The sequence below is a fragment of the Geodermatophilus sp. SYSU D01186 genome, assembly GCF_054050215.1.
This window is the reverse complement of the sequence record NZ_JBJGYW010000008.1, coordinates 67557-90288: the sequence shown is the minus strand read 5'-3', so window position 1 is coordinate 90288 and position 22732 is coordinate 67557. Positions and strand designations below refer to the sequence as shown.

Sequence of the window (22732 nt, the reverse complement as noted above, 5' to 3'; positions counted from 1 at the left end):
ATCAGGGGGCGAAGGACCGCTGGCCGGTGTAGAAGCCCAGCGCGCGCTCGGGCGTCTCGAACCGGATCCGCGACCCCTTGGGGAAGAAGAGCACGTCCTTGGCGCGGGCGACGACCTGCTGACCGCTGTCGAGGTCGGTCAGGTGGAACTCGCCCTCGACGACGACCTTCATCTCGTCGTAGGTGTACGTGTACTCCAGCGGCTCGCCGGCGTGCAGTTCGAAGAACCCGGAGCAGAGCTCCGAACCCCCGGGGTTGGCGAACGTGTCGCCGATGAAGGCGTGCACCCCGGGGACCTCCATGCTGGGCAGTCCCTCGTACGTCCCGCTCGCGTGCCCGAAGACGATGGTGTCCGTTGCCATGTGTGGCCTCCTCAGCGTCGGGACCCGCCGGAGTGGCGCGGTCCCTGTGGGTGGACGCCATGTAACGACAGTGGACGTAGCGATGGGTGACGGCGCTGTAACGAGTGGGTGACCACTGGAGGCCGGGGTCGGCACCGGCCGAGTGCGGCCCTGTCACCGCGGGGTTACGTTCCCTTTTCGCCGGGCCGGGTGGGGCGCTCGGGCTCCTATGCTCCGGCTGTGGAGGTCACCCCGCTGCCCGGTGGGCACGACGACGCGCCCGCTGGGCACCTCGAGGACGTCATCGCCGTGCGCGTCCGCGAGTTCCGGCTGGCCAAGGGCATCTCGCTCGCGGAGATGGCGCGGCTGGCCGGCATGAGCAAGGCGATGCTGTCGAAGATCGAGCACGCCCAGACCTCGTGCAGCCTGTCCAGCCTGGCGCGTCTGGCGGATGCGCTCGCCGTGCCGGTGACCGCGCTGTTCCGCGGGGTGGACGCCGAGCGCGAGGCCGTGTTCACCCCGGCCGGGCACGGCGCCCGGATCGTCCGGCGGGGCAGCAACGTCGGACACCTCTACCAGTTGCTCGGCGCACTGCGCGGGGAGCACAAGCGGCTCGAGCCGCTCCTGGTGACGCTCACCGAGGCGAGCGAGGTGTTCCCGCTCTTCCAGCACCCGGGGACCGAGTTCCTCTACATGCTGGAGGGCGTGATGGTCTACGGGCACGGCGAGGCCCGGTACGAGATGCGCTCCGGCGACTCCCTCATCTTCGACGGGGAGGGCCCGCACGGTCCCGCCGAGCTCGTCGAGCTGCCGGTCCGCTTCCTGACCGTCACCGGGTACGGGCACGTCGTCTAGGTCGCCGGACGCCGGCCGGCGCCGGAGGCCCGGCCCCGCGCTGCGCCACCGTTCGTAACGCGGTTTCACGCCACGGTAACCACCGGCGCGTTTCCTCCCACGAGACTGGGTCTCCCGCGGCGACACGACTCCGCGGGTTCTCGCCGAGGAGCGTGGGCGTCCCGTGGTGACGCGACCGTCCCTCGCACCCCCACCCTTCCCGCGGCGTGGCACGTCCACGCCCGGACGACCCGAGGAGACCTCTCATGCCCGCAGCCGACCTGGCGTGGCTCCTGGCGGCGTTCGCGCTGGTCCTGCTGATGTTCCCCGGGCTCGCCCTCTTCTACGGGGGGATGCTCGGCGGCAAGAACGTGCTGAACATGTTCATGATGGTGATGAGCACGCTGGCGGTGACCAGCGTGCTCTACGTCCTCTACGGCTACGGGCTCGTCTCGGGGGACTCGCTGGGCGGCTGGGGGCTGATCGGCAACCCGGTCGAGCACCTCGGCCTCGCCGGCTTCCACGAGGACGGCGGTTCCGGAGGCGCTGAGGGCGTCTACTGGACCGCGTTCTTCATCCTCTTCGCGGCCATCACCGTCGCCATCGTCGCCAGTGGCGCGGCCGGCCGGATGACGTTCGGGGGCTGGCTGGTCTTCTCGGCCGTCTGGCTGACGCTGGTCTACTTCCCGCTGGCGCACTGGGTCTTCGCCTTCGACGACGAGGGGAGCGGCGTCGTCGGCGGGTGGATGCGCAACGTGCTGCAGCTCCACGACTTCGCGGGCGGGACGGCCGTGCACATGAACGCGGGCGTCGCCGCGCTGGCGCTGGCCATGGTCCTCGGCAAGCGCCGCGCGCCGACCCACCGGCCGCACAACATGCCGCTGGTCGTCCTGGGCGCCGGGATCCTCTGGTTCGGCTGGTTCGGCTTCAACGGCGGCTCCGCGGGCGGGGCCAACTTCACCGCCCAGTACGTCGTCCTCACCACGCTCCTGGCCGGGTCCACCGGCATCCTCGGTTTCCTGCTCGTGGAGAGGATCCGCGACCGGCACGCCACCACCCTGGGCATGGCCTCCGGGGCGATCGCCGGCCTGGTCGGCATCACGCCGTCCGCCGACGCGGTCAACTCCCTCGGCGCTCTGGTCGTCGGCTTCGTCTCCGGCGCCGTCGTGGCCTGGGCGGTGACGTGGAAGACCCGGCTGGGCATCGACGACAGCCTCGACGCGTTCGCCGTCCACGGCGTCGGCGGCATCGCCGGGACCGTCTGCGTCATGCTGATCGGCGCCTCCAACGCGCCGGGTGGTGTCACCGGCGTCCTCCTCGGCGGCAGCTGGGACATCGTCTGGCGGGAGCTGGTGGCGATCGTGGCCACCTGCACCTTCTCCTTCGTGATGACCTACGCGATCGCCTGGGTGCTGCAGCGGACGATCGGCCTGCGCGTCGACCCCGCGGCGGAGGACGCCGGCCTCGACGTCTCGGTCCACGCGGAGTCCGCCTACGACCTCGACCGCGGGGCGAGCCCGACGCGGGTGACCCCCAGCGTCTACGGCCCCGACCACGTGCCGCCGGCGCCGACCGCCGCCCCCACGCCGGCCTGACGGGGGAGTTCGCCGCCCTGCCGACGCCACACTGCGGGCGTTCTCCGCGCATCCCGGGTCGTGCGGGACCCGCGGGGCGCGAGGAACGCCCGCAGTGCTGTCGGAGGGCCGCGCCGGGGGTGCTCGCGGGAACGGCCGGACGGGTCAGCGCACGAGCATCCCGGCGTCCACCGGCAGCGCCACGCCCGTGACGTAGCGGGCCTCGTCGGAGGCGAGGAAGGCGACCGCGGCGCTGACGTCCTCGGGCTGGACGAGGGTGACGTCGAGCAGGTTGCGGACGTCGTCGACCGGCTTGGCCGGGGTGCCGCCGCCCCCGCCGAACAGCGCCTCGACCGCGGGGTCGAGCACCATCGGCGTCGCGACGCCCGAGGGGGTGACGCAGTTCACCCGGACGCCGTGCAGGACCAGCCAGTTCGCCCACGTGCGCATCAGCCCGACCACGCCGTGCCAGGCGGGCGGTCTCGGCGAGGTCCTCGGCGGTGGCCAGGTCGTAGGCCACCGTGTCGATCGGCGCGCACCGGTCGACCGCGACCACGTCCGCGCCCTCGCCGGCCAGCCGGACGGCGTGGCTGCGGCCCTGGCCCCGCCCCGCGCCGGTGATGAAGGCGACCTTCCCGTCGAACCGTCCCACGAGCCCTCCCCGATCGGTGTCCCGGACTCCGACTGCGCCGGGCGCGGGAACTCGTCGCCGCGCCGACGCTCCGCCGGCCCACTGTCGCGGTGGTTCGCGTACTCCTGCGGTGGCGCACCGCCGCAGAGGCGGGCAGCCGGCCGCAGGAGCGGGCCGGGCGGGGCCCGGCACCCGGCCGCGGGTCTGGGACGGCGGGCAACACGAACTCCCCGCGGCGGTAACCGGTCGGAAACCCGGCGCGAGTTCACTCTCAGGCGACAGCAGTTCACCTCAGTGGACGCAACGCCAGGAGGCTCCCGTGTCGCTCACCGCCACCCGCCCCGACGCCCCGCCCGCGCCGCGGCCGGCCGCCGCCGTCGAGACCGACCTCGCCACCCGCGCCCGCGCCGACGGCATCGAGTTCGTCATGGCGCTGTTCGTCGACCTCACCGGCAAGCCGTGCGCCAAGCTCGTGCCGATCGAGGCGGTCGAGGAGCTGCAGACCGAGGGCGTCGGGTTCGCCGGCTACGCGGTCGGCGCGATGGGCCAGCAGCCGCGGGACCCCGACCTCATGGCCATCCCCGACCCGTCGTCCTACATGCCGGTGCCCTTCATCAAGCCCGGCCTCGCGATCGTGCACTGCGACCCGCACGTCGAGGGCCGGCCCTGGCCGTACGCGCCCCGCGTGATCCTCAGGGAGCAGCTGGCCCGCGCCGCCGAGCTCGGCCTGGAACTCAAGGTCGGCGCCGAGGTCGAGTACTTCCTCGTCGAGCGCGGCCCCGACGGCGCCCTGCGCCCGGCCGACCCCAAGGACACCGCCGCGCGCCCCTGCTACGACGCCCGCGGCCTGACCCGCATGTACGACCACCTCACCGAGGTGTCCAAGGCGATCAACTCCCTGGGCTGGGGCAACTACGCCAACGACCACGAGGACGGCAACGGCCAGTTCGAGCAGAACTTCGCCTACGCCGACGCGCTGACCACCGCCGACCGGGTGGTCACCCTCCGGTACCTGCTCGGCGTGCTGGCCGAGCAGCGCGGCATGACCGCGACCTTCATGGGCAAGCCGTTCACCGACCGCACCGGCAGCGGGCTGCACATGCACCTGTCGCTGTGGCGCGACGGCCAGGCGGCCTTCCCGGACGCCGGCGACCCGCGCGGGCTGGGCCTGTCCCCGCTGGCCTACTCCTTCGTCGCCGGCCTGCTCGACCACGCCTGCGGCCTGCAGGCGGTGCTCGCCCCGACGGTGAACGCCTACAAGCGCACCGGCGCCAGCTCCACCCGCTCCGGCGCCACGTGGTCCCCGCGGACGGCGACCTACGGCGGCAACGACCGCACCCACCTGCTGCGGGTGCCCGACGGCAACCGGGTGGAGCTGCGCGGCGGCGACGGCTCGGCCAACCCCTACCTCGCCGCGGCGGCCGCGCTCGCCGCCGGGCTCGACGGCGTCCGCCGCGGGCTGGACCCCGGCGACCCCGGCGCCACCCGCAGCAACCCGCTGCCGCCGACCCTGCTGCACGCGGTCGAGGCGATGGAGGCCGACCCGGTCGTCGCCGGGGCCCTCGACGTCGCCGGCCCGGGCGTGGCCGGCTACTTCGCCGGCCTCAAGCGCGACGAGTTCTTCGAGTGGCACGGGCAGGTGACCCCCTGGGAGGTCGACCGCTACGTGACCGCCTTCTGACCGGCAGAACCAGAGAGAGGAAACCCACTGACGTGTGCGGGATCGTCGGGCTCCACCTGCGGGAGCCCTCCCTGTACCCCCGGCTCGGCGAGCTGCTGACCGGCATGCTCTGCCAGGTCACCGAGCGCGGCCCGGACTCCGCCGGCGTCGCCGTCTACGGCGACCCGCGCTGGTCGCCGCCGGGGCGGTCCGCCGTCTCGCTGCTGGCCGGCGACCGGACGGCGGACGACGTCGCCGCCGCCGTCCGGGCGCCCCTGCCGGAGGCGGAGGTGGTCGACGCCGGCCAGACGCTGGTGGTGCACGCCGCGACCGATCCGCAGACCCTGACCGCCGCGGTCCGGCAGACGGTGCCGGGCGCCCTGGTCATCGGCGCCGGCGAGGAGGTCGCCGTCCTCAAGGGGGTCGGCCACCCGCAGGCGCTGGCCGCCGAGTTCGGCCTACCCGCGGCGCAGGGCTGGCAGGGGGTGGCGCACACCCGGATGGCCACCGAGTCGGCGGTGACGCCGGCGCACTGCCACCCGTTCTCCGTCGGCACCGACCAGTGCCTGGTGCACAACGGCTCGTTCGCCAACCACGCCACCATCCGCCGCGAGCTGGCGGCCGCCGGTGCGGTCTTCGACAGCGACAACGACTCCGAGGTCGGCGCCCGGTTCGTCGCCGCGCAGCTGGCCGCCGGGTACGACCTGTCGACGTCGCTGAAGCTGCTGTGCGAGCGCTTCGACGGCTTCTACACGCTGCTGGTGTCGACCAGGGACAGCTTCGCCGTCGTCCGCGACGCCATCGCCTGCAAGCCCGCCGTGGTCGCCGAGACCCCGCAGTGGGTGGCGATGGCGTCGGAGTACCGCGCCCTGGCCGGCCTGCCCGGCATCGACAACGCCCGCATCTTCGAGCCCGAGCCGGAAGAGGTCTACGCATGGCAGCGCTGAGCACGTCCCTCGACCCCACCCCGGTGGAACTCACCGAACTGACCGAACCCGCCCTCGTCGACCTGTCGGTGGCCGGCGTGCGCGAGCTCAACGCCGCGCTGCACGCCCGCGACGTGGCCGAGAAGGCGCCGTCGTGGCGGGTCACCCACCCCGACGGGAAGCACAGCCTCGCGGTCGGCCTCGACGCCGACATCGACGTCCGCATCGAGGGGCACGTCGGCTACTACTGCGCCGGCATGAACAAGACCGCGACGGTGACCGTCGAGGGCAACGCGGGCGTCGGCGTCGCGGAGAACATGATGAGCGGCACCGTGCGGGTGCGGGGCAACGCCTCGCAGTCGGCCGGCGCGACCGCGCACGGCGGGCTGCTCGTGGTCGAGGGCTCGGCCGCGGCCCGCTGCGGCATCTCGATGAAGGGCGTGGACATCGTCGTCGGCGGCGACGTCGGGCACATGAGCGCCTTCATGGGCCAGGCCGGCCGGCTGGTCGTCTGCGGCGACGCCGGCGACGCGCTCGGCGACTCCCTCTACGAGGCCCGGATCTACGTGGCCGGCTCGGTGAAGAGCCTCGGCGCGGACTGCGTCGAGAAGGAGGTCCGGCCCGAGCACCTCGCCGAGCTGGCCGGCCTCCTCGCCGCCGCGGGCCTGGACGCCGACCCGCGGGAGTTCCGCCGATACGGCTCGGCCCGCCGTCTCTACAACTTCCACGTCGACAACGCCTCGGCGTACTGAGGAGCGCAGCCATGACCCTCCGCGAGTCCGCCACCTTCGACCGCACCACGATCGCCGAGATCCAGCGCGCCGCCGAGACCGGCATCTACGACATCCGCGGCGGCGGCGCCAAGCGCCGCGTGCCGCACTTCGACGACCTGCTCTTCCTCGGCGCTTCGATGTCGCGTTACCCGCTCGAGGGGTACCGCGAGCGGTGCGACACCGACGTCGTCCTCGGCGACCGCAACGCCACCTACCCCCTGCACCTCTCCACGCCGGTGACCATCGCCGGGATGAGCTTCGGCGCGCTCTCCGGCCGGGCGAAGGAGGCCCTGGGCCGCGGCGCCAGCGAGGTCGGGACGTCGACCACCACCGGCGACGGCGGGATGACCGAGGAGGAGCGCGGCCAGTCCAAGCACCTCGTCTACCAGTACCTGCCCTCCCGCTACGGCATGAACCCCGACCACCTGCGCATGGCCGACGCCATCGAGGTCGTGCTCGGCCAGGGCGCCAAGCCCGGCGGCGGCGGCATGCTGCTCGGCCAGAAGATCACCGAGCGGGTCGCCGGGATGCGCACCCTGCCGGTCGGCGTCGACCAGCGCAGCGCCTGCCGGCACCCCGACTGGACCGGCCCCGACGACCTGGAGATCAAGATCCGGGAGCTGCGGGAGATCACCGACTGGGAGAAGCCGGTCTACGTGAAGATCGGCGCCAGCCGCACCTACTACGACGTGAAGCTCGCGGCGAAGGCCGGCGCCGACGTCATCGTGCTCGACGGCATGCAGGGCGGCACCGCCGCGACCCAGGACGTCTTCATCGAGAACGTCGGCATCCCCACGCTCGCGGCGCTGCCGCAGGCGGTGCAGGCGCTGCAGGAGGAGGGGCTGCACCGGCAGGTCCAGCTCATCGTCTCCGGCGGCGTCCGCAACGGCGCCGACCTCGCCAAGTGCATGGCCCTCGGCGCCGACGCCGTCGCGATCGGCACCGCCGCGCTCATCGCCCTCGGCGACAACTCCCCGCAGCTCGATGAGGAGTACCGGGCGCTGGGCTCGGCGGCCGGCTTCTACGACGACTGGCAGGCCGGCCGCGACCCGGCCGGCATCACCACCCAGGACGACGAGCTGGCCGCCCGCCTCGACCCGGTCGTCGGCGGCCGCCGGCTGGCCAACTTCATCCGGGTGATGACGATGGAGGCGCAGATCATCGCCCGCGCCTGCGGCAAGGCCCACCTGCACTCGCTGGAGCCCGAGGACCTCGTCGCGCTCACCATCGAGGCCGCCGCCATGGCGCGGGTCCCGCTGGCCGGCACCTCGTGGGTCCCCGGGCGGGGGCTGTGACCGACCTGCGGGTCGAGGTCGCGGTCGTCGGCGCGGGCCTCATGGGCGCCGCGACGGCGTGGGAGCTGGCCCGGCGCGGGGTGTCGGTGGCGCTGGTCGAGGCCTTCGACCCGGGGCACGTGCACGGCAGCTCGCACGGCACGTCCCGGATCGTCCGGCGGGCCTACGCCGACCCGTTCTACGTGCGGCTGACCGGGCGGGCGTTCGACCGCTGGGCCGAGGCGGAGGCCGACACCGGGACGACGCTGCTGCAGACCACCGGCGGGCTCGACCACGGCGCGGCGCGCGACCCGGCCGGCCTGGCCGGGCTGATGCGGCGGGAGGGCGTGCCGCACGAGCTGCTGTCCGCGGACGACGCCGAGGCGCGCTGGCCGGGGATGCGCTTCGACGGGCCGGTGCTGTTCCACCCCGAGGCAGCGGTCCTCGACGCCGACGCCGCGGTGGCCGCCTGGGTGCGCCGGGTCGGTGAGCTCGGGGGCACGGTGCTCGGGCGGACCCGGGTCCTCGGCGCCGAGCCGCTGGGGGACGGTGTCCTGCTGCGCACCGACGGCCCGGCGGTCGCCGCCGACCGGGTCGTCCTCGCCGCCGGGCCGTGGCTGCCCGAGCTGGCGCCGGAGGTCGGCGTGCCGCTGGCCCTGCCGCGGCTCACGGTGACCCAGCAGCAGGTGTTCCACTTCCCACTGCGGGACCCCGGCGCCGCCTGGCCGACGTTCGTACACAAGGGGGAGCTGCAGCTGTTCGGGCTGCCCTCGGGCGCCGACGGCGGCCCGCGCCCGGCGTTCAAGGTCGCCCAGCACGACGGCGGCACCGCCACCACGGCGGCCACCCGGGACGGCCGGGTCGACCCGGCGTCGCGGGAGCGGGTCGTCCGGTACGTCGAGGAGTTCCTGCCCGGGCTGGCCCCCGAGCCGATCGCGCAGGGCAGCTGCCTCTACACCACCACCCCGACCGAGGACTTCGTGCTCGACCGGGTCGGACCGGTCGTCGTCGTCTCGCCGTGCTCGGGCCACGGGGCCAAGTTCGCCGCGCTCGTCGGCGAGCTGGCCGCCGACCTCGCGTTGGACCGCGCGGCCGCGGAGCCCCGCTTCGCCCTCCCGGCGGCGGCGACGGTGTGACGCGGAGTGGCCCGGGAGCGGATCCCGCTCCCGGGCCACTCCGCTCAGTACTCCCAGGCGGCGTACTCGGGACGGCGCGCCTTCACGTCCTCGAACAGCAGCACCATCCGGTCGGCGAACCACGCCTTGGCGCACTGCACGAGCAGGAGCCCGGCGACGGTGGCCAGCGGGTCCAGCACGGCCAGGCCGTAGGTCAGCTGGGCGAGGCCCGCCACCTGGAACGCGTAGGTCACCACCTCCGCCCGCGCGGACCGGAACTGCGCGGGGAGGTCGGCGCGCGCCGTCTCGGACCGCACCCGCTCGCCCAGCACCGCCTTCGACGCCCAGTTCCGGGTGGACGCCGGCGGCGGGAACAGCAGCGGGTTGACCACCATGAAGACGACCGACGCGGCGACCGCGACCAGCGACCACCAGCCGATCCAGTCCCGGCTCCAGACCGACAGCGCCAGGAGCGGGAGGACGGCGAACCGGGTCCAGACGCTGACCGGGTTGGCGTGCCGCATCCAGCTGTCGCCCTGGAGGCCGAACAACCGGGCCAGCCGGGCGTCGGTGCCCGCGCCGGAGCTCCCCACGCCAGTCCTCGGTGATGACATGGCATCCCCTTCCGGGCAAGGGGCCCGTCGGCCCACGGCTCCCGGGGAGGGTGACGCCCCGGCGCCGCCCGTGCCTCGCACGCAGCGGATGAGGCGCCGGGCCTACGCGGCGTGCTCCGCGCAGTCGGCGCAGCGCAGCACGCCCACCGTCGGCAGCTGCCAGTCCCGGTTCGGCAGCGGGATCACCTCGGTGCCGCAGACGGCGACGGCGCGCCCGGTGGCGGCGGCGCGGGGGACGGCGTGCGCCACCCCGGCGGGCTGGTCATCGTCCCGCCGTCCGACGACGGAGGTCGGCCCGACGGCGACGATCCGCTTCGCCCCGACCACGTAGTCACTCCGCACCCGGAACACTGTGCCACCGTCTGACCACGCAGAGGGACGGGCGGCCTGTGACGGTTCCCTCTTGCCCGCCCCGGCCGCGTGTGCCCGGCCTCTTGACCTGGACGGCCGCGGTCGCGGTCAGGGGTGCGCGCGGACGTGCTCGACGACCAGTTCGGCGACGCGGTCGGGAGCGAGCTCGGGGATCCAGTGGGTCAGGCCGTCGAACACCTCCAGCCGGTAGGGGGCGTCGACGAAGTCGCGGGTGGCCTCGGTGGCGGTGCGGCCCAGGAACGCGTCGCCGGTGCTCCACAGGTGCAGCGTCGGCACCCGCACCGTGCCGACCGTGTCGCGGGCGCTCAACGGCAGTGCCCGGTACCAGGCCAGCGCCGCCGCCAGGGCGCCCGGCTCGCGCATGCGGGCCACGTAGTGCTCGCACACGTCCAGCGGCAGGTCGCTGCGCAGGAACATCCGGCGCAGCGGCTCGCCGCCGGCGGCCAGCAGCAGCCGCTCCGGCAGGAACGGCACCTGGAACAGCCCCACGTAGTACGAGCGCAGCGCCTGGTCGCTGGTGAGCATCGCCCGGGCCATCGCCGCCGGGTGCGGCACCGACAGCGCGGTCAGCGTGCGGACCCGCTCCGGGTGCCACGCGGCCAGCGCCCACCCGACGATGCCGCCCCAGTCGTGGCCGACCACGTGGGCGCTGCCCAGCCCGGCCTCGTCCAGCAGGGCCAGGACGTCGGCGGTGAGCTCGCGCACCCGGTAGGCCGAGCGTCCGGTGGGGCGCGCGCTGGGGGAGTAGCCGCGCTGGTCGGGAGCCAGCGTGCGCAGGCCCGCGGCGTGCAGGCCGGCGGCGGCCGCGGCCCAGGCGGTGGAGTCCTGCGGGAAGCCGTGCAGCAGCACGACCGGGTCGCCGTCGGGCGGGCCGCCGTCCCGGACGTCGAACACCATGCCCTCGCGCCGGAAGCCGTCCATCCCGCGACCCTGACCCCGTGGGCCGCCCCGCGCCACCCAGCCGGTCAGCGGGCGGCGCGCAACCCCGAGAAGGCGACCGCGACGACGGCGTCGGCGAGCGCACCGGGGGGCAGGCCGCCGTCCGGCCGGTACCACTCGGCCAGCGAGTTGACCGTCCCGAACAGCAGCCGGCTGGTGACCGCGGGGTCGACGTCAGGCCGCACGCTGCCCTCCTCCTCGGCGGCGCGCACGAGGTCGGTGACCAGCCGGTCGAACTCCCGCCGCCGCTGCAGCGCGGCGCGCTCGACCGCCGAGTTCCCCCGCACGCGCAGCAGCAGCGTGACGAACGGCAGCTCCGCGGCGAGCACCCGGACCGAGCCCCGGACGACGTGCTCGAGCCGGTCGATCGCGGCCCCCGTCGTCGCCGCCGGCTCGCGGGTGACGGCGAACAGCGCGTCGAGCGCCCGGTCGACGGCCAGCCGCAGCAGCTCCTCCTTGCTGCGCACGTGGTGGTAGATCGCCGACTTGGTGACGCCGAGGCGGGCGGCCAGCTCGTCCATGGTCGTGGCCTCGTAGCCGCGCTCGTTGAACAGCTCGACGGCGACCGGGAGCAGCGACTCCAGCGAGTGTCCGGGCCGCCCACGGCGGACCGCTGCGGTCACGGCAGCACCTCGCTCGCTGCGATGCTCACGCCCCTGTCCGCTCGCGTTGGTCGATGAGCCGCTTCAGCTTCCCCACCGAGCGGGGCAGCGTCTCCGGGTCGACGACGGCGACGTCCACGCTCACCCCGACCGTCTGCTTCACCGCCGCCGCCACCTCCCGTGCGGCCTCGTCGCGCCGCTCCGGCGCACAGTCCGGTCGCGCCTCGACGTGCACCGCGAGGGCGTCCATCCGCCCCTGCGTGGACAGCACGAGCGTGAAGTGCGGGGACAGCCCCGGCGTCCGCAGCACGACCTCCTCGATCTGGGTGGGGAAGAGGTTCACCCCGCGCAGGATGATCATGTCGTCGGTGCGGCCGGTGACCTTCTCCATGCGGCGCATGGCCGGCCGCGCCGTGCCCGGCAGCAACCGGGTGAGGTCGCGGGTGCGGTACCGGACGACCGGCATCGCCTGCTTGGTCAGCGAGGTGAACACCAGCTCGCCGACCTCGCCCTCGGGCAGCACCTCACCGGTCAGGGGGTCGATGACCTCCGGGAAGAAGTGGTCCTCCCAGACGTGCAGGCCGTCCTTGGTCTCCACGCACTCCTGCGCGACGCCGGGGCCCATCACCTCGGAGAGCCCGTAGATGTCGACGGCGTGGATGCCCAGGCGCTCCTCCATCTCCCGGCGCATCTGCTCGGTCCACGGCTCGGCCCCGAAGATGCCGATCTCCAGCGAGCTGGCCCGCGGGTCCAGGCCCTGCCGTTCGAACTCGTCGACCAGGGCCAGCATGTAGGTCGGCGTCACCATGATGACCCGCGGCCCGAAGTCGGTGATCAGCTGGACCTGCCGCGGCGTCATCCCGCCGGACACCGGGACGACGGTGCAGCCGAGCCGCTCCGCGCCGTAGTGCGCACCCAGCCCGCCGGTGAACAGCCCGTAGCCGTAGGCGTTGTGCAGGACGTCGCCGGGCCGCCCGCCGGCCGCCCGGATCGACCGCGCCATGACCGTCGCCCAGGTGTCGATGTCGTCCTCGGTGTAGCCGACGACGGTGGGCCGGCCGGTCGTGCCGGAGGAGGCGTGCACCCGGCGGACCTGGTCCCGGGGGACGGCGAACATGCCGAACGGGTAGTTGTCGCGCAGGTCGGCCTTGCTCGTGGTCGGGAACCGCGCGAGGTCCGCCAGCGACCGGCAGTCGTCGGGGTGCACGCCCACCTCGTCGAAGGCCCGCCGGTAGTGGGGGACGTGCTCGTAGACGCGGTGCAGCGTCTCCTGCAGGCGGGTCAGCTGCAGCGCCCGCAGCTCGTCGAGCCCCATCCGCTCCGTGGGGTCCAGCGTCGCGGGGTCGGGCGCCTCGCCCAGGCGCCGGGCGCTGCCGGCGTCCGGGGGCGTCGCCGTCGGGGTCGCGTCGGTCGTCGTCATCGTCGGCCGTCCCTGGGGTCGGTGCCGGGCGATCGGCCCGGACGCTTGTGGTCCTCGGGTGCTCTGGGTCACACTATTCCTGACCGCCCGGTCAGTAAATGCCTGTGAGGAGGACCCGTGTCCGCTCCGACGCTGGACCGGCCGGCCGCCGACGAGGCGGCCCTGCAGCAGCACTTCGACGCCACCATCGCCGCCGAGCACCGGATCGAGCCGCGGGACTGGATGCCCGAGGGCTACCGCAGGACGCTCGTCCGGCAGATCGCGCAGCACGCGCACTCGGAGATCATCGGCATGCAGCCCGAGGGCGACTGGCTGCTGGCCGCGCCCAGCCTGCGCCGCAAGGCGATCCTGCTGGCCAAGGTGCAGGACGAGGCCGGGCACGGCATGTACCTGTACTCCGCGGCGGAGACTCTCGGCGCCGACCGGGCCGACCTCACCGACAAGCTCATCGAGCGCAAGCAGAAGTACAGCTCGATCTTCAACTACCCGACGCTCACCTACGCCGACGTCGGCGTCATCGGCTGGCTGGTCGACGGCGCGGCGATCTGCAACCAGGTGCCGCTGTGCCGATCCTCGTACGGCCCCTACGCACGGGCCATGATCCGCATCTGCAAGGAGGAGTCGTTCCACCAGCGGCAGGGCTACGAGCTGCTGATGACGATGATGCGCGGGACCCCCGAGCAGCGGGCGATGGTGCAGGACGCCGTCGACCGCTGGTGGTGGCCGTCGCTGATGATGTTCGGCCCGCCGGACGCCGACAGCCCCAACTCCGCCCAGTCGATGGCGTGGGGCATCAAGCGGCACAGCAACGACGAGCTGCGCCAGCGGTTCGTCGACATGACCGTGCCGCAGGCGGAGTTCCTCGGCGTGACGCTGCCCGACCCGGAGCTGCGGCTGGACCCGGAGACCGGCACGCACCGCTTCGGCGCCATCGACTGGGACGAGTTCAAGCGCGTCCTGGCCGGCGGCGGCCCGCGCAGCGAGGAGCGCATCCGCAGGCGCCGGGCCGCCCGCGACGACAACGCCTGGGTCACCGAGGCGGCCACCGCCTACGCGCGGAAGCACGCCGCGTCGTGAGCGACGTGACCGCCGAGGGCGGGCACGGCGCCGTCCCCACGGGGCCGGAGGTGCCGGTCGCGCCGGCGCCGGCCGTCAGCCGTCGCGACTGGCCGCTGTACGAGGTGTTCGTGCGCGGCAAGCGCGGGCTCAACCACGTGCACGTCGGCTCGCTGCACGCCCCGGACGACGAGATGGCGATCGACGCCGCCCGCGACCTCTACACCCGGCGCAACGAGGGCGTGAGCATCTGGGTGGTCCGGGCCGCCGACATCACCGCCTCCAGTCCCGACGAGAAGGACCCGCTGTTCGCCCCGAGCGGCGACAAGGTCTACCGCCACCCGACGTTCTACGAGATCCCGGAGAACGTCCCCCACATGTGAGAGGACCCCCTGCCCCCACCGCTCGCAAGCTCGCGGCGGGACCCTGCAGGGGGCCTTCCATCCACCCGTCACGAGGCAAGGAGCGTTCCGACGTGGTGCACGAGGAGACGGTGTACGAGGCGCTCGAGCACGCGCCTGGGGACGAGGCGCACTGGGTGTTCGGCACCGGCTTCGACGACCCGCTGGCCGGGGTGGACACCACCGTCCCCGACGGCGTCGACCCGGCCGACCTCGGCGTCTACTGCCTGATGCTGGGCGACGACGCGCTCGTGCTCGCCCAGCGGCTGATCCAGTGGACCACCCGCGCGCCCGAGCTGGAGGAGGAGGTCGCGCTCGCGAACGTCGCGCTCGACCTGCTCGGCCAGGCGCGGCTGCTGCTGGCCCGCGCCGGGTCGGTCGGCGTCCTCGGCCGCTCCCGCGGGCACGCCACGGCGTCGATCCCCGACGAGGACGCGCTGGCCTACTTCCGCGATCCCGACGAGTTCCGCAACACCGGCCTGGTCGAGGCGCCCAACGGGGACTTCGCGCAGACCGTCGTCCGGCTGTTCGTCGCCGCGAGCGTCCGGCTCGCCCTGTTCGCCCGGCTGCGCGACTCCCGGGACCCCGTGCTGGCCGCGATCGCCGCCAAGGGCGTCAACGAGCTGGCCTACCACCGCGACCACGCCGCGCGCTGGCTGCTGCGGCTCGGCGACGGGACGGCGGAGTCGCACCGCCGGGCCCAGGACGGCGTCACCGCGGTGTGGCCGCTGCTGGCCGAGCTGTTCACCGCGACCGACGTCGAGACCCGCCTGGCCGCCGCGGGGGTGGCCGTCGACCCGGGGGAGCTGCGCGCCGAGGTGCGGTCGGTGCTGCTCGAGGTGCTGGACCGGGCGACCCTGTCCGCGCCCGCCTGGCCGGCCGACACCCCGCCCCGCGGGCGGGCCGGGGAGCACGGGCCGGAGCTCGCCGACCTGCTCGCCGAGCTGCAAGGACTGGCGCGAGCGCACCCGGCGGCGACATGGTGAGTGTGATGACCACCACAACCGAGCCCCGTGCCGTGGCCGACACCGTCACCGACCCCGAGCTGCCGATGCTCACGCTCTCCGACCTCGGCGTGCTGCGCGACGTCCGCGTGGAGGAGGGGATCGTGGTCGTGGAGATCACCCCCACCTACACCGGCTGCCCGGCGATGGGCACGATGCGGGCCGACCTGCTGCGCGCCCTGCACGAGGCCGGCTTCCCCGACGTCGACGTCCGCACGGTGCTCGCGCCGCCGTGGAGCACCGACTGGATCACCCCCGACGGCCGCCGCAAGCTCATCGAGGCCGGCATCGCCCCGCCCGGTCCGGCGCCGCGCCGCGAGCCCGGCCCGGTGCCGCTGCAGCTGGGACCGTCCCGGCGGACGGCGTCCTGCCCGCTGTGCGGGTCGGCCGACACCGAGGAGCTCAGCGAGTTCAGCGCCACCGCGTGCAAGGCGCTGCGCCGGTGCCGCTCGTGCCGCGAGCCGTTCGAGCACGTGAAGGAGATCTAGTGACGGCGAGCACCCGACGGCGCCCGCAGTTCCACCGGCTCGAGGTGGCGCGGGTCGAGCGGCTGACCGACGACGCGGTCGCGGTCACCTTCGCCGTCCCCCCCGAGCTGGCCGCGGACTACGCCTTCGAGCCCGGCCAGGCGCTGACCCTGCGGCGCGTCGAGGGCGACCGCGACGAGCGGCGGTCCTACTCGATCTGCGCGCCGATGGGGGCCGCCCCGCGGGTCGGCGTCCGCGAGGTGCCCGGCGGCTTCTTCTCCTCCTGGCTGGTGCACTCGGTGCGGCCCGGCGACGAGATCGAGGTGCTGCCACCCTCGGGCACGTTCACCGCCGACCTGTCCGTGCCCGGCGACCACGTCTTCGTCGTCGCCGGCTCCGGCATCACCCCGGCGCTGTCGCTGGCCGCCACCGTGCTGCGGGACGGCGAGTCGACCGTGACCGTCTTCTACGGCAACCGGCGCACCAACACGGTGATGTTCGCCGACGAGCTCGCCGACCTGAAGGACCGCCACGGCCCCCGCCTCCAGCTGGTGCACGTGCTCTCCCGGGAGCCGCGGGACGCCGAGCTCACCAGCGGCCGGCTCGACGGACCGCGGCTGCGCACCCTCGTCGAGCGGCTGGTCGACGTCCCGCACGTCGACCACTGGTGGCTGTGCGGCCCGCACGGGATGGTCACCGACGCCCGCGCGCTGCTGGCCGAGCTCGGCGTCCCGGCGGAGCGGGTGCACCAGGAGCTGTTCTACGTCGACGACGTCCCGCCGCAGCCGGTGCGGGGGGACGACGAGACCGTCGCCGGCCCCAGCTGCGAGGTCACGGTCGTGCTGGACGGCCGCTCGACGACGATGGCGCTGCCCCGCGACGTGCCGGTGCTCGACGCCGCCCAGCGGGTCCGCGGCGACCTGCCCTTCGCCTGCAAGGGCGGCGTGTGCGGCACCTGCCGGGCGCGGGTCACCGACGGCGAGGTGCACATGCGCCGCAACTACGCCCTCGAGCCCGGCGAGGTCGAGGCGGGCTACGTGCTCACCTGCCAGTCGCTGCCGGTGTCGGAGACGGTGACCGTCGACTTCGACGCCTGACACCCGGGGCGGTCACGGTCGGCGGCGCCGGTCGGGCCGATCCGGGACGATGGGGGAGTGACGGCACCCGCGCAGGAGCTCATCGTCCTGGTCGACGACGACGGGACGGCGATCGGCACCATGCCCAAGCCGCTGGTGCACCACGGGGAGACCCCGCTGCACCGCGCCTTCTCCGCCTACCTGTTCGACGACGCCGGCCGGCTGCTGGTCACCCGCCGCGCCGAGGGCAAGCAGACCTTCCCCGGCATGTGGACCAACACCGTCTGCGGCCACCCCGGCCCCGGGGAGGACGACGCCGCCGCCATCGCCCGCCGCGCCGACTTCGAACTCGGCCTGCGGGTCGGCGAGTTGCGGGAGGCGCTGCCGGGTTACCGCTACCGCGCCGAGTTCCGCGGCGTCGTCGAGAACGAGGTCTGCCCGGTCTACCTGGGCCGCTTCACCGGCACCCCCGCGCCCGACCCGGCCGAGGTCGGCGACTGGGAGCTGCTGGACTGGGCGGCGTTCCGCCACCGGCAGGAGACCGAGGGCGACGCCTGGTCGCCCTGGTGCCGCGAGCAGGCCCGGCTCATCGAGGACGCCGGGCTCGCCCCCCTGAGCTGACCGTGAGGGCAGCACCACGGGCAGTGTCGGCCACTCTCCACGCCCGTGTCGTTGCGGTGCGCCACGCCACCCCGCTCCTAGCGTCCGCCGCGTGGAACGCCGACGGTTTCTGCTCGTCCTCGCAGCCGGCCTCGCCGGGACGGCGCTGGGCCGCGGCGCCCTCGACCTCGCCGCTCCGGACGTCGTCGCCCGGGCGGCCACCGTCCCGGTCCCGGCCGCCGAGCCCGTCCCCCGGGTGCGGCTCCCCGAACCGCCGGTCGGCCCGGTGTCGTCCCTGCCCGGCGAGGGTGCGTCGATCGCCCTGACCATCGACGACGGCACGAACTCGGAGGTGGTCGCCGCCTTCTGCACGTTCGCCGCCGAGACCGGTGTCCGGCTCACCTTCTTCCCCAACGGCAGCTGTCGCTCGTGGGAGGAGAACGGCGACCGGCTGCAGCCGCTGATCGACTCGGGCCAGGTGGCGCTGGGCAACCACACGTGGTCCCACCCCGACCTGACGGCCGTCTCCGACGACGAGGTCGCCGAGGAGATCGGCCGCAACCGCGAGTGGCTGCTGACCACCTTCGGCGTCCGGACGCCGTTCCTCCGGCCGCCCTACGGAGCGCACGACGAGCGCACCGACCGCATCGCCGCCGAGGCCGGCCACCCGACGGTGGTGCTGTGGGACGGCACCCTCGAGGACAACCGGCTGGTGACGCCCGACGAGCTCGTGGCGGCGGCCGACCGGTGGTTCACCGCGCAGTCGATCGTCGTCGGCCACGCCAACCGGCCGGCCGTCACCGCCGTCTACGACCGGTTGCTGGCCCTCCTCGCCGAGCGCGGCCTGCAGACGGTCACCCTCGACGACGTCTGGCCCAGCGGCCTGGCCCGCGTGGACGCCACCTCGGGGAGCGCGTCCTGCACCTGACCACCGCCGACCTGCGCCGCCCGCCGTTGTCGGGAAGGGTGGTCGCCGACAGGCACGGTCGGTGGACGGAGGAGCGGATGGTCGACAGCGGGACGTTGGCGGGGCGGGTCGCACTGGTCACCGGGGGTGCGAGCGGGCTGGGGAGGGCCACCTGCGTCGCCCTGGCCGAGGCCGGTGCGCACGTCGCCATCGCCGACATCGACGCGGCCGGCAGCGAGGCGACCGCCAAGATCGTCGCCGAGGTGGGGGGCTCGGCCGAGGTGGTCCCGCTCGACGTCACCGACGACGCCAGCCGCCGCGAGGTCGTCGCCCGACTGTTCGACGCCCACGGCGACGCCTTCGACGTCCTGGTCAACGTCGCGGGCATCGACCGGCCCGGGTACGTCACCGACATCGACCTCGCCGACTACCAGCGGGTGCAGGCGGTCAACTGCGAGGGCCCGGTGTTCCTGACCAGCGAGTTCATGAAGCGGGTGCAGCACCTGCCGGAGGGCCGCACCGCGGACGTCGTCCACATCGTGTCGCTGTCGGCGATCACCTCCGGCAGCGGCGCGATCGCCTACAACGGCTCCAAGGCCGGCTTCCTCAACGCGACGAAGTGCATCCAGCGCGAGCTGCGCGAGAAGGCGGTCACGGCCGAGGACGGCACCGAGCGGCCGTTCCCGTGCCGGGTGCAGGCGGTCATCCCGGCCGCCATGGACACCCCGATGATGGAGCAGTGGGGCATCCCGTCCCACCTGATGATGCCGCCGTCGGCCGTGGCCGAGATGGTGCGCTACCTCGTCACGCTGCACCCGGCGGCGTTCGTGCCGGAGATGCAGATCGTGCCGCGACTCGAGCCCAACTTCCCCCGTTGATCCCCGTGACCGGCAAGAGGAGGCGCGGCATGAGCGCGACCGACCCCGAGGACCCGACCCCCGACACCGCGATGGCCTCCGGCTCGGACGCCGGGGAGCCCGGTGGTCACCTCGGCCCCGGTGACCTGGCCCCGGACGAGGAGCGGCTCCTGGCCGCCCTCGAGCGCGACGCCCGCACCGGGAGCGCCGCCCCGGAGGACACGACCGCCGAGGTGCGGGCGGCCGAGGACGAGGCGCCGCTGCCGGCCGAGGGTGGCGACCAGGGCGACGGGCTCAGCGCCCGGTTCGCCGCCCCGCCGGAGGACCAGGGCTAGGAGCGCAGCCGGACGGCGACCAGCGCGACGTCGTCCTCCGCGCCGTCGGCGAGCAGCCGGTCGAGGACCTCGTCGCAGACCTCCTCGACCGGCCGCTCCCGCACCCGCGCGAGCTCGGCGCCCAGCCGCTCCACGCCCTCGTCGAAGACCTGGTCGCGGCGCTCGACCAGCCCGTCGGTGTAGAGCAGCAGCGTCGAGCCGGCGTCGAGCACCTCCTCCTGCTCGCTGCGGACGGCGCCGGTGTCCACACCCAGCAGCAGCCCCGCCCACGGGGCCGACAGGGTCCGGACCGTGCCGTCGGGGCCGGCCACGAGCGGCGGCAGGTGTCCGGCGCTGGCCCAGCGCAGCCGCGCGCCGCCGGTCGCCGGGTCGGGCACCAGCCGGCCGACGAGCACCGTCGCCAGGGCGCGCAGCCCCAGCCCGTCGATCGCGCCGTCCAGCCGGCGGAGGACGGCGGCCGGCCCCTCGGCGTTGTCGAAGGCGATGCCCCGCAGGACCCCGCGCAGCTGCCCCATGTCGGCGGCCGCGGCGGTGTCGTGGCCGACCACGTCGCCGATGACCAGCACCGTCGAGCCGTCGGGCTGGTCGAACACGTCGTACCAGTCGCCGCCCACCTGCGCCTCGCGGGCGGCCGGCACGTAGCGCACCGCGATCTCCCGGTCGACCCGCCGCGGCGGCTCGGTGAGCAGGCTGCGCTGCAGCGTCTCCGCGGCGCGCACGATGCTGCGCGAGCGCGCGTAGAGCGCCTCGAGCAGGTGGGTGCGCAGCTCGGTCACCTCGGCGAGCTCGTGCGCCGTCCACGGCTCGGAGCGGTCGCGCACCGTCTCCCGCCACCGGTCGAAGCTCTTGCGGGGGCTGAGCCGGACCTCGTCGCCCTCGCGGGCGGCGATCGCCTTGTTGTGCGGGTCCCCGCCCCAGTCGACGGTGCGCACCGCCTCGGCGCGGTGCCAGAGCACGTACTGGCCCTCCGGGAGCGGGAGCACCAGCACCCCGCAGGCCGGGCCGGCCGGGACGCCCGGTGCGTCCAGCGGCAGGGAGGCGGTGGCCACGACGTCCTCGCCCTGCGCGGCGGCCCAGGCGGCGATCGCCTCCGCCACGCCCTCCGGCAGGGGTGCGCCGCGGGTGCCGCTGTGCCGCTGCAGGCACACCACGACGCCGTCGGCCGGCAGCAGGTCGAGCAGGCTGGGGGAGCCCAGCAGGGTCTCGGCCAGCGGGCGGTCCTCGTCGAGGGCCGCCGCGGTCAGCCAGGCGAGGGTGGAGCGCACCCGCAGCGCGCGGTGCACCTCGTCCTCCTCGGCCCGGTCGACCAGCCGCAGCGACAGCGTCGAGCCGAGGAACTCCGCGGCTGCCCGGGTGGCGTGGGGCGGGGCGTGCGGGCCGGTGTAGTGGTGGCAGGCGATGAGGCCCCACAACCGGTCGTCGCGCAGCAGCGAGATGGACATCGACGCCCGCACGCCCATGTTCTGCAGGTACTCGACGTGGATCGGGGAGACGCTGCGCAGCGCCGAGTAGGTCAGGTCGAGCGGCTGCCCGGTCGACGGGAGCGCCACCGGCCGCAGCCGGGCCGGCACGTAGTCGACGTCGGAGATCAGCCGGATCCAGTTCTTCTCGTACAGGGCGCGGGCCTGGGCCGGGATGTCGGAGGCCGGGTAGTGCAGGCCGAGGAAGGAGTTGAGCCCCGGCGCCGCTGCCTCGGCGACGACCTCGCCGTTGTGGTCGGCGTCGTAGCGGTAGACCATCACCCGGTCGAAGCCGGTGAGCTGCCGGACCGCCCGCGCGGTGATGTCGTAGAGCTCCTGCAGCGACGAGGCCCGGTTGAGCTCGCCGACCGTCCCGCGTACCGCCTGGTAGGTGTTCGGGAAGGAGAACGGCCGCGGCCCGTGGGCCGGCTCGAGCTCCACGACGAGGGTGGGCGCCGGGGGCGTCCCCTCCACCCCGGTGCCGGCCACGGCCCGGTGCAGCAGCGCGTCGACGGGCACCGGACCGCCGTCGACGTCCAGGGTCACCTCGACCGGGTTGCGCTCGCGCAGGTCGCCGAAGGCGCTGGCCGAGCGGGCGACGGCCTCGGCGGCGACGACGCCGAGGACGTCGGGCAGCCGCCGGCCGAGGGCGTCGGCCGGCTCGACGCCGACCAGGTCCGCCAGGTTCTCCGACACCTGCACCACGACGAGGTCAGGCTCGGTCACGGCCAGCAGCACGCCGCGCGGCTGGATGCTGCCCGGCACGTGGATGGGCTCGCGCTCGCAGTTGGAGAGGTCCACCGGCGTGCCCGGCGGGAGCAGCTCCAGGCCGGGCCCGTCGGTCACGACGGCGTCCCGAGCGGGGCCACCCAGCCGGCCAGCGCGCCGAAGGTGGTGACCGCTGCCCCCACGAGCCGGTCGGCGTCGCCCCCGGCGGCCACCCGCTCGCGGGTCACCCGCCGGTAGGCGTGCCACATGGCGCCGGTCTCGGTGCCGTAGGGGGAGAAGGCGCCCACCCGCGCGTCGGGGCCGAGGGTGGGCAGCGTGGCCAGGTGCCGGGAGATGAAGGTGCCGCCGAGCGTGGAGCCCTCGAGCACGTAGAGCCGGCCCAGCGCCTGGTCGGTGTCCCCGACCTCCTCCAGCTCGGGGTCGGGGCCCGGCTCCGGCGCCGCGCCGAGTGCCGCCAGGTCGTCGGCGAACAGGTGCGCGCGGCGGCGGCGGGACCAGTCGACGGTCGCGGCGTCGGCCGGCTCGCGGCGGGCCCACGCGTCCAGCCCCGTCTCCGCCGCCGACCAGAACGCGTGCAGCCGGGCGAGCACGGCGACCAGGCGGTCGCGGCGCAGCTCCGGGTCCATCAGCGCGAGGGTGGCCTCCACCTGCTCGTGCTCGGCGGACGTCGCCGACCGCAACGTCGTGAGGACGTCGGCGCGCCCCGCATCTCGAGGCAACGCCTCTCCTCCCACACCGGCTGGCCACCCGAGGGTAGGCCACGCAC

25 protein-coding genes are annotated in these 22732 nt (G+C 74.6%); 16 read left to right on the top strand and 9 right to left on the bottom strand.

Annotated features, from left to right (window positions below; all coding sequences use genetic code 11):
• Position 1 precedes the first annotated feature (1 nt).
• Entirely contained in the window at positions 2-361 is a 360-nt protein-coding gene (locus tag ACI784_RS08360) for a cupin domain-containing protein (RefSeq protein ID WP_456923129.1), read from the bottom strand.
• Positions 362-580: 219 nt separating this feature from the next.
• Between ACI784_RS08360 and ACI784_RS08355 the strand changes: the two genes are divergently transcribed.
• On the top strand, positions 581-1195 hold the full coding sequence (locus ACI784_RS08355; protein ID WP_456923128.1) for a helix-turn-helix domain-containing protein: 615 nt from the start codon (positions 581-583) through the stop codon (positions 1193-1195).
• Between the two features lie 245 nt (positions 1196-1440).
• A complete protein-coding gene (locus ACI784_RS08350) occupies positions 1441-2769 on the top strand; it encodes an ammonium transporter (protein WP_457013118.1) in 1329 nt (442 codons plus the stop codon).
• 144 nt (positions 2770-2913) lie between these two features.
• Here the strand turns inward: ACI784_RS08350 and ACI784_RS08345 are convergent, their stop codons facing one another.
• Positions 2914-3198 carry an SDR family oxidoreductase gene (locus ACI784_RS08345; RefSeq protein WP_457013117.1) on the bottom strand — a complete coding sequence of 95 codons (285 nt, stop codon included), beginning with the start codon at positions 3196-3198 and terminating at the stop codon, positions 2914-2916.
• A gap of 500 nt (positions 3199-3698) precedes the next feature.
• Here ACI784_RS08345 and glnT point away from each other — a divergent pair, with 500 nt between their 5' ends.
• Genes glnT through ACI784_RS08320 form a run of 5 tightly spaced genes read left to right on the top strand, consistent with a single transcriptional unit; the run spans position 3699 to position 9148 of the window.
• Positions 3699-5060, top strand: coding sequence for a type III glutamate--ammonia ligase (gene glnT, locus ACI784_RS08340; protein ID WP_457013116.1), 1362 nt, complete (start codon positions 3699-3701; stop codon positions 5058-5060).
• 32 nt (positions 5061-5092) lie between these two features.
• A complete protein-coding gene (locus ACI784_RS08335) occupies positions 5093-5986 on the top strand; it encodes a hypothetical protein (protein WP_457013115.1) in 894 nt (297 codons plus the stop codon).
• Positions 5974-6717 carry a GltB/FmdC/FwdC-like GXGXG domain-containing protein gene (locus ACI784_RS08330; RefSeq protein WP_456923123.1) on the top strand — a complete coding sequence of 248 codons (744 nt, stop codon included), beginning with the start codon at positions 5974-5976 and terminating at the stop codon, positions 6715-6717. The genes ACI784_RS08335 and ACI784_RS08330 overlap by 13 nt, the downstream gene beginning before the upstream one ends.
• Before the next feature lie 11 nt (positions 6718-6728).
• A complete protein-coding gene (locus ACI784_RS08325) occupies positions 6729-8033 on the top strand; it encodes an FMN-binding glutamate synthase family protein (protein WP_456923122.1) in 1305 nt (434 codons plus the stop codon).
• Entirely contained in the window at positions 8030-9148 is a 1119-nt protein-coding gene (locus ACI784_RS08320; RefSeq protein WP_457013114.1) for an FAD-dependent oxidoreductase, read from the top strand. Before ACI784_RS08325 ends, ACI784_RS08320 begins: the two co-directional genes overlap by 4 nt.
• A gap of 44 nt (positions 9149-9192) precedes the next feature.
• On the opposite strand, the gene ACI784_RS08315 is transcribed toward ACI784_RS08320, so the two are convergent.
• The 5 genes from ACI784_RS08315 to paaK all read right to left on the bottom strand — a co-directional run bounded on the left by ACI784_RS08315 (position 9193) and on the right by paaK (position 13074).
• Positions 9193-9720, bottom strand: a complete 528-nt coding sequence (locus ACI784_RS08315; protein WP_457013113.1) for a DUF6653 family protein — start codon at positions 9718-9720, stop codon at positions 9193-9195.
• Between the two features lie 123 nt (positions 9721-9843).
• Positions 9844-10083, bottom strand: a complete 240-nt coding sequence (locus ACI784_RS08310) for a hypothetical protein (RefSeq protein WP_456923119.1) — start codon at positions 10081-10083, stop codon at positions 9844-9846.
• A gap of 117 nt (positions 10084-10200) precedes the next feature.
• Entirely contained in the window at positions 10201-11034 is an 834-nt protein-coding gene (locus tag ACI784_RS08305) for an alpha/beta fold hydrolase (RefSeq protein ID WP_456923118.1), read from the bottom strand.
• 44 nt (positions 11035-11078) lie between these two features.
• Complete coding sequence (locus tag ACI784_RS08300) at positions 11079-11675, bottom strand: TetR/AcrR family transcriptional regulator (protein WP_456923117.1); 597 nt, start codon at positions 11673-11675, stop codon at positions 11079-11081.
• Between the two features lie 25 nt (positions 11676-11700).
• Entirely contained in the window at positions 11701-13074 is a 1374-nt protein-coding gene (gene paaK / locus ACI784_RS08295; RefSeq protein ID WP_457013112.1) for a phenylacetate--CoA ligase PaaK, read from the bottom strand.
• Positions 13075-13191: 117 nt separating this feature from the next.
• On the opposite strand from paaK, the gene paaA reads away from it, so the two are divergent.
• From paaA to ACI784_RS08250, 9 genes are all read left to right on the top strand, one after another.
• Complete coding sequence (gene paaA, locus ACI784_RS08290; protein ID WP_457013111.1) at positions 13192-14151, top strand: 1,2-phenylacetyl-CoA epoxidase subunit PaaA; 960 nt, start codon at positions 13192-13194, stop codon at positions 14149-14151.
• The gene (gene paaB, locus ACI784_RS08285; protein WP_456923114.1) at positions 14148-14513 is read left to right on the top strand and encodes a 1,2-phenylacetyl-CoA epoxidase subunit PaaB; all 366 of its coding nucleotides are present in this window, start codon (positions 14148-14150) and stop codon (positions 14511-14513) included. The genes paaA and paaB overlap by 4 nt, the downstream gene beginning before the upstream one ends.
• Positions 14514-14605: 92 nt before the next feature.
• Positions 14606-15517, top strand: coding sequence for a 1,2-phenylacetyl-CoA epoxidase subunit PaaC (paaC, locus tag ACI784_RS08280; protein WP_457013110.1), 912 nt, complete (start codon positions 14606-14608; stop codon positions 15515-15517).
• Positions 15518-15522: 5 nt separating this feature from the next.
• Positions 15523-16023: a 1,2-phenylacetyl-CoA epoxidase subunit PaaD gene (gene paaD / locus ACI784_RS08275; RefSeq protein WP_456923112.1), complete on the top strand. Its 501-nt coding sequence runs from the start codon at positions 15523-15525 to the stop codon at positions 16021-16023.
• Entirely contained in the window at positions 16023-17099 is a 1077-nt protein-coding gene (paaE, locus tag ACI784_RS08270) for a 1,2-phenylacetyl-CoA epoxidase subunit PaaE (RefSeq protein ID WP_456923111.1), read from the top strand. Before paaD ends, paaE begins: the two co-directional genes overlap by 1 nt.
• Positions 17100-17156: 57 nt before the next feature.
• Entirely contained in the window at positions 17157-17699 is a 543-nt protein-coding gene (gene idi / locus ACI784_RS08265) for an isopentenyl-diphosphate Delta-isomerase (protein ID WP_457013109.1), read from the top strand.
• Between the two features lie 91 nt (positions 17700-17790).
• Complete coding sequence (locus tag ACI784_RS08260) at positions 17791-18606, top strand: polysaccharide deacetylase family protein (protein WP_457013108.1); 816 nt, start codon at positions 17791-17793, stop codon at positions 18604-18606.
• Positions 18607-18683: 77 nt separating this feature from the next.
• On the top strand, positions 18684-19463 hold the full coding sequence (locus ACI784_RS08255) for an SDR family NAD(P)-dependent oxidoreductase (RefSeq protein WP_456923108.1): 780 nt from the start codon (positions 18684-18686) through the stop codon (positions 19461-19463).
• A 29-nt stretch (positions 19464-19492) separates the two neighbouring features.
• On the top strand, positions 19493-19777 hold the full coding sequence (locus ACI784_RS08250) for a hypothetical protein (protein WP_456923107.1): 285 nt from the start codon (positions 19493-19495) through the stop codon (positions 19775-19777).
• Here the strand turns inward: ACI784_RS08250 and ACI784_RS08245 are convergent.
• A complete protein-coding gene (locus tag ACI784_RS08245) occupies positions 19774-22083 on the bottom strand; it encodes a SpoIIE family protein phosphatase (RefSeq protein WP_457013107.1) in 2310 nt (769 codons plus the stop codon). The genes ACI784_RS08250 and ACI784_RS08245 overlap by 4 nt on opposite strands.
• Positions 22080-22685: a biliverdin-producing heme oxygenase gene (locus tag ACI784_RS08240; protein ID WP_457013106.1), complete on the bottom strand. Its 606-nt coding sequence runs from the start codon at positions 22683-22685 to the stop codon at positions 22080-22082. Before ACI784_RS08240 ends, ACI784_RS08245 begins: the two co-directional genes overlap by 4 nt.
• Between the last annotated feature and the right edge of the window lie 47 nt (positions 22686-22732).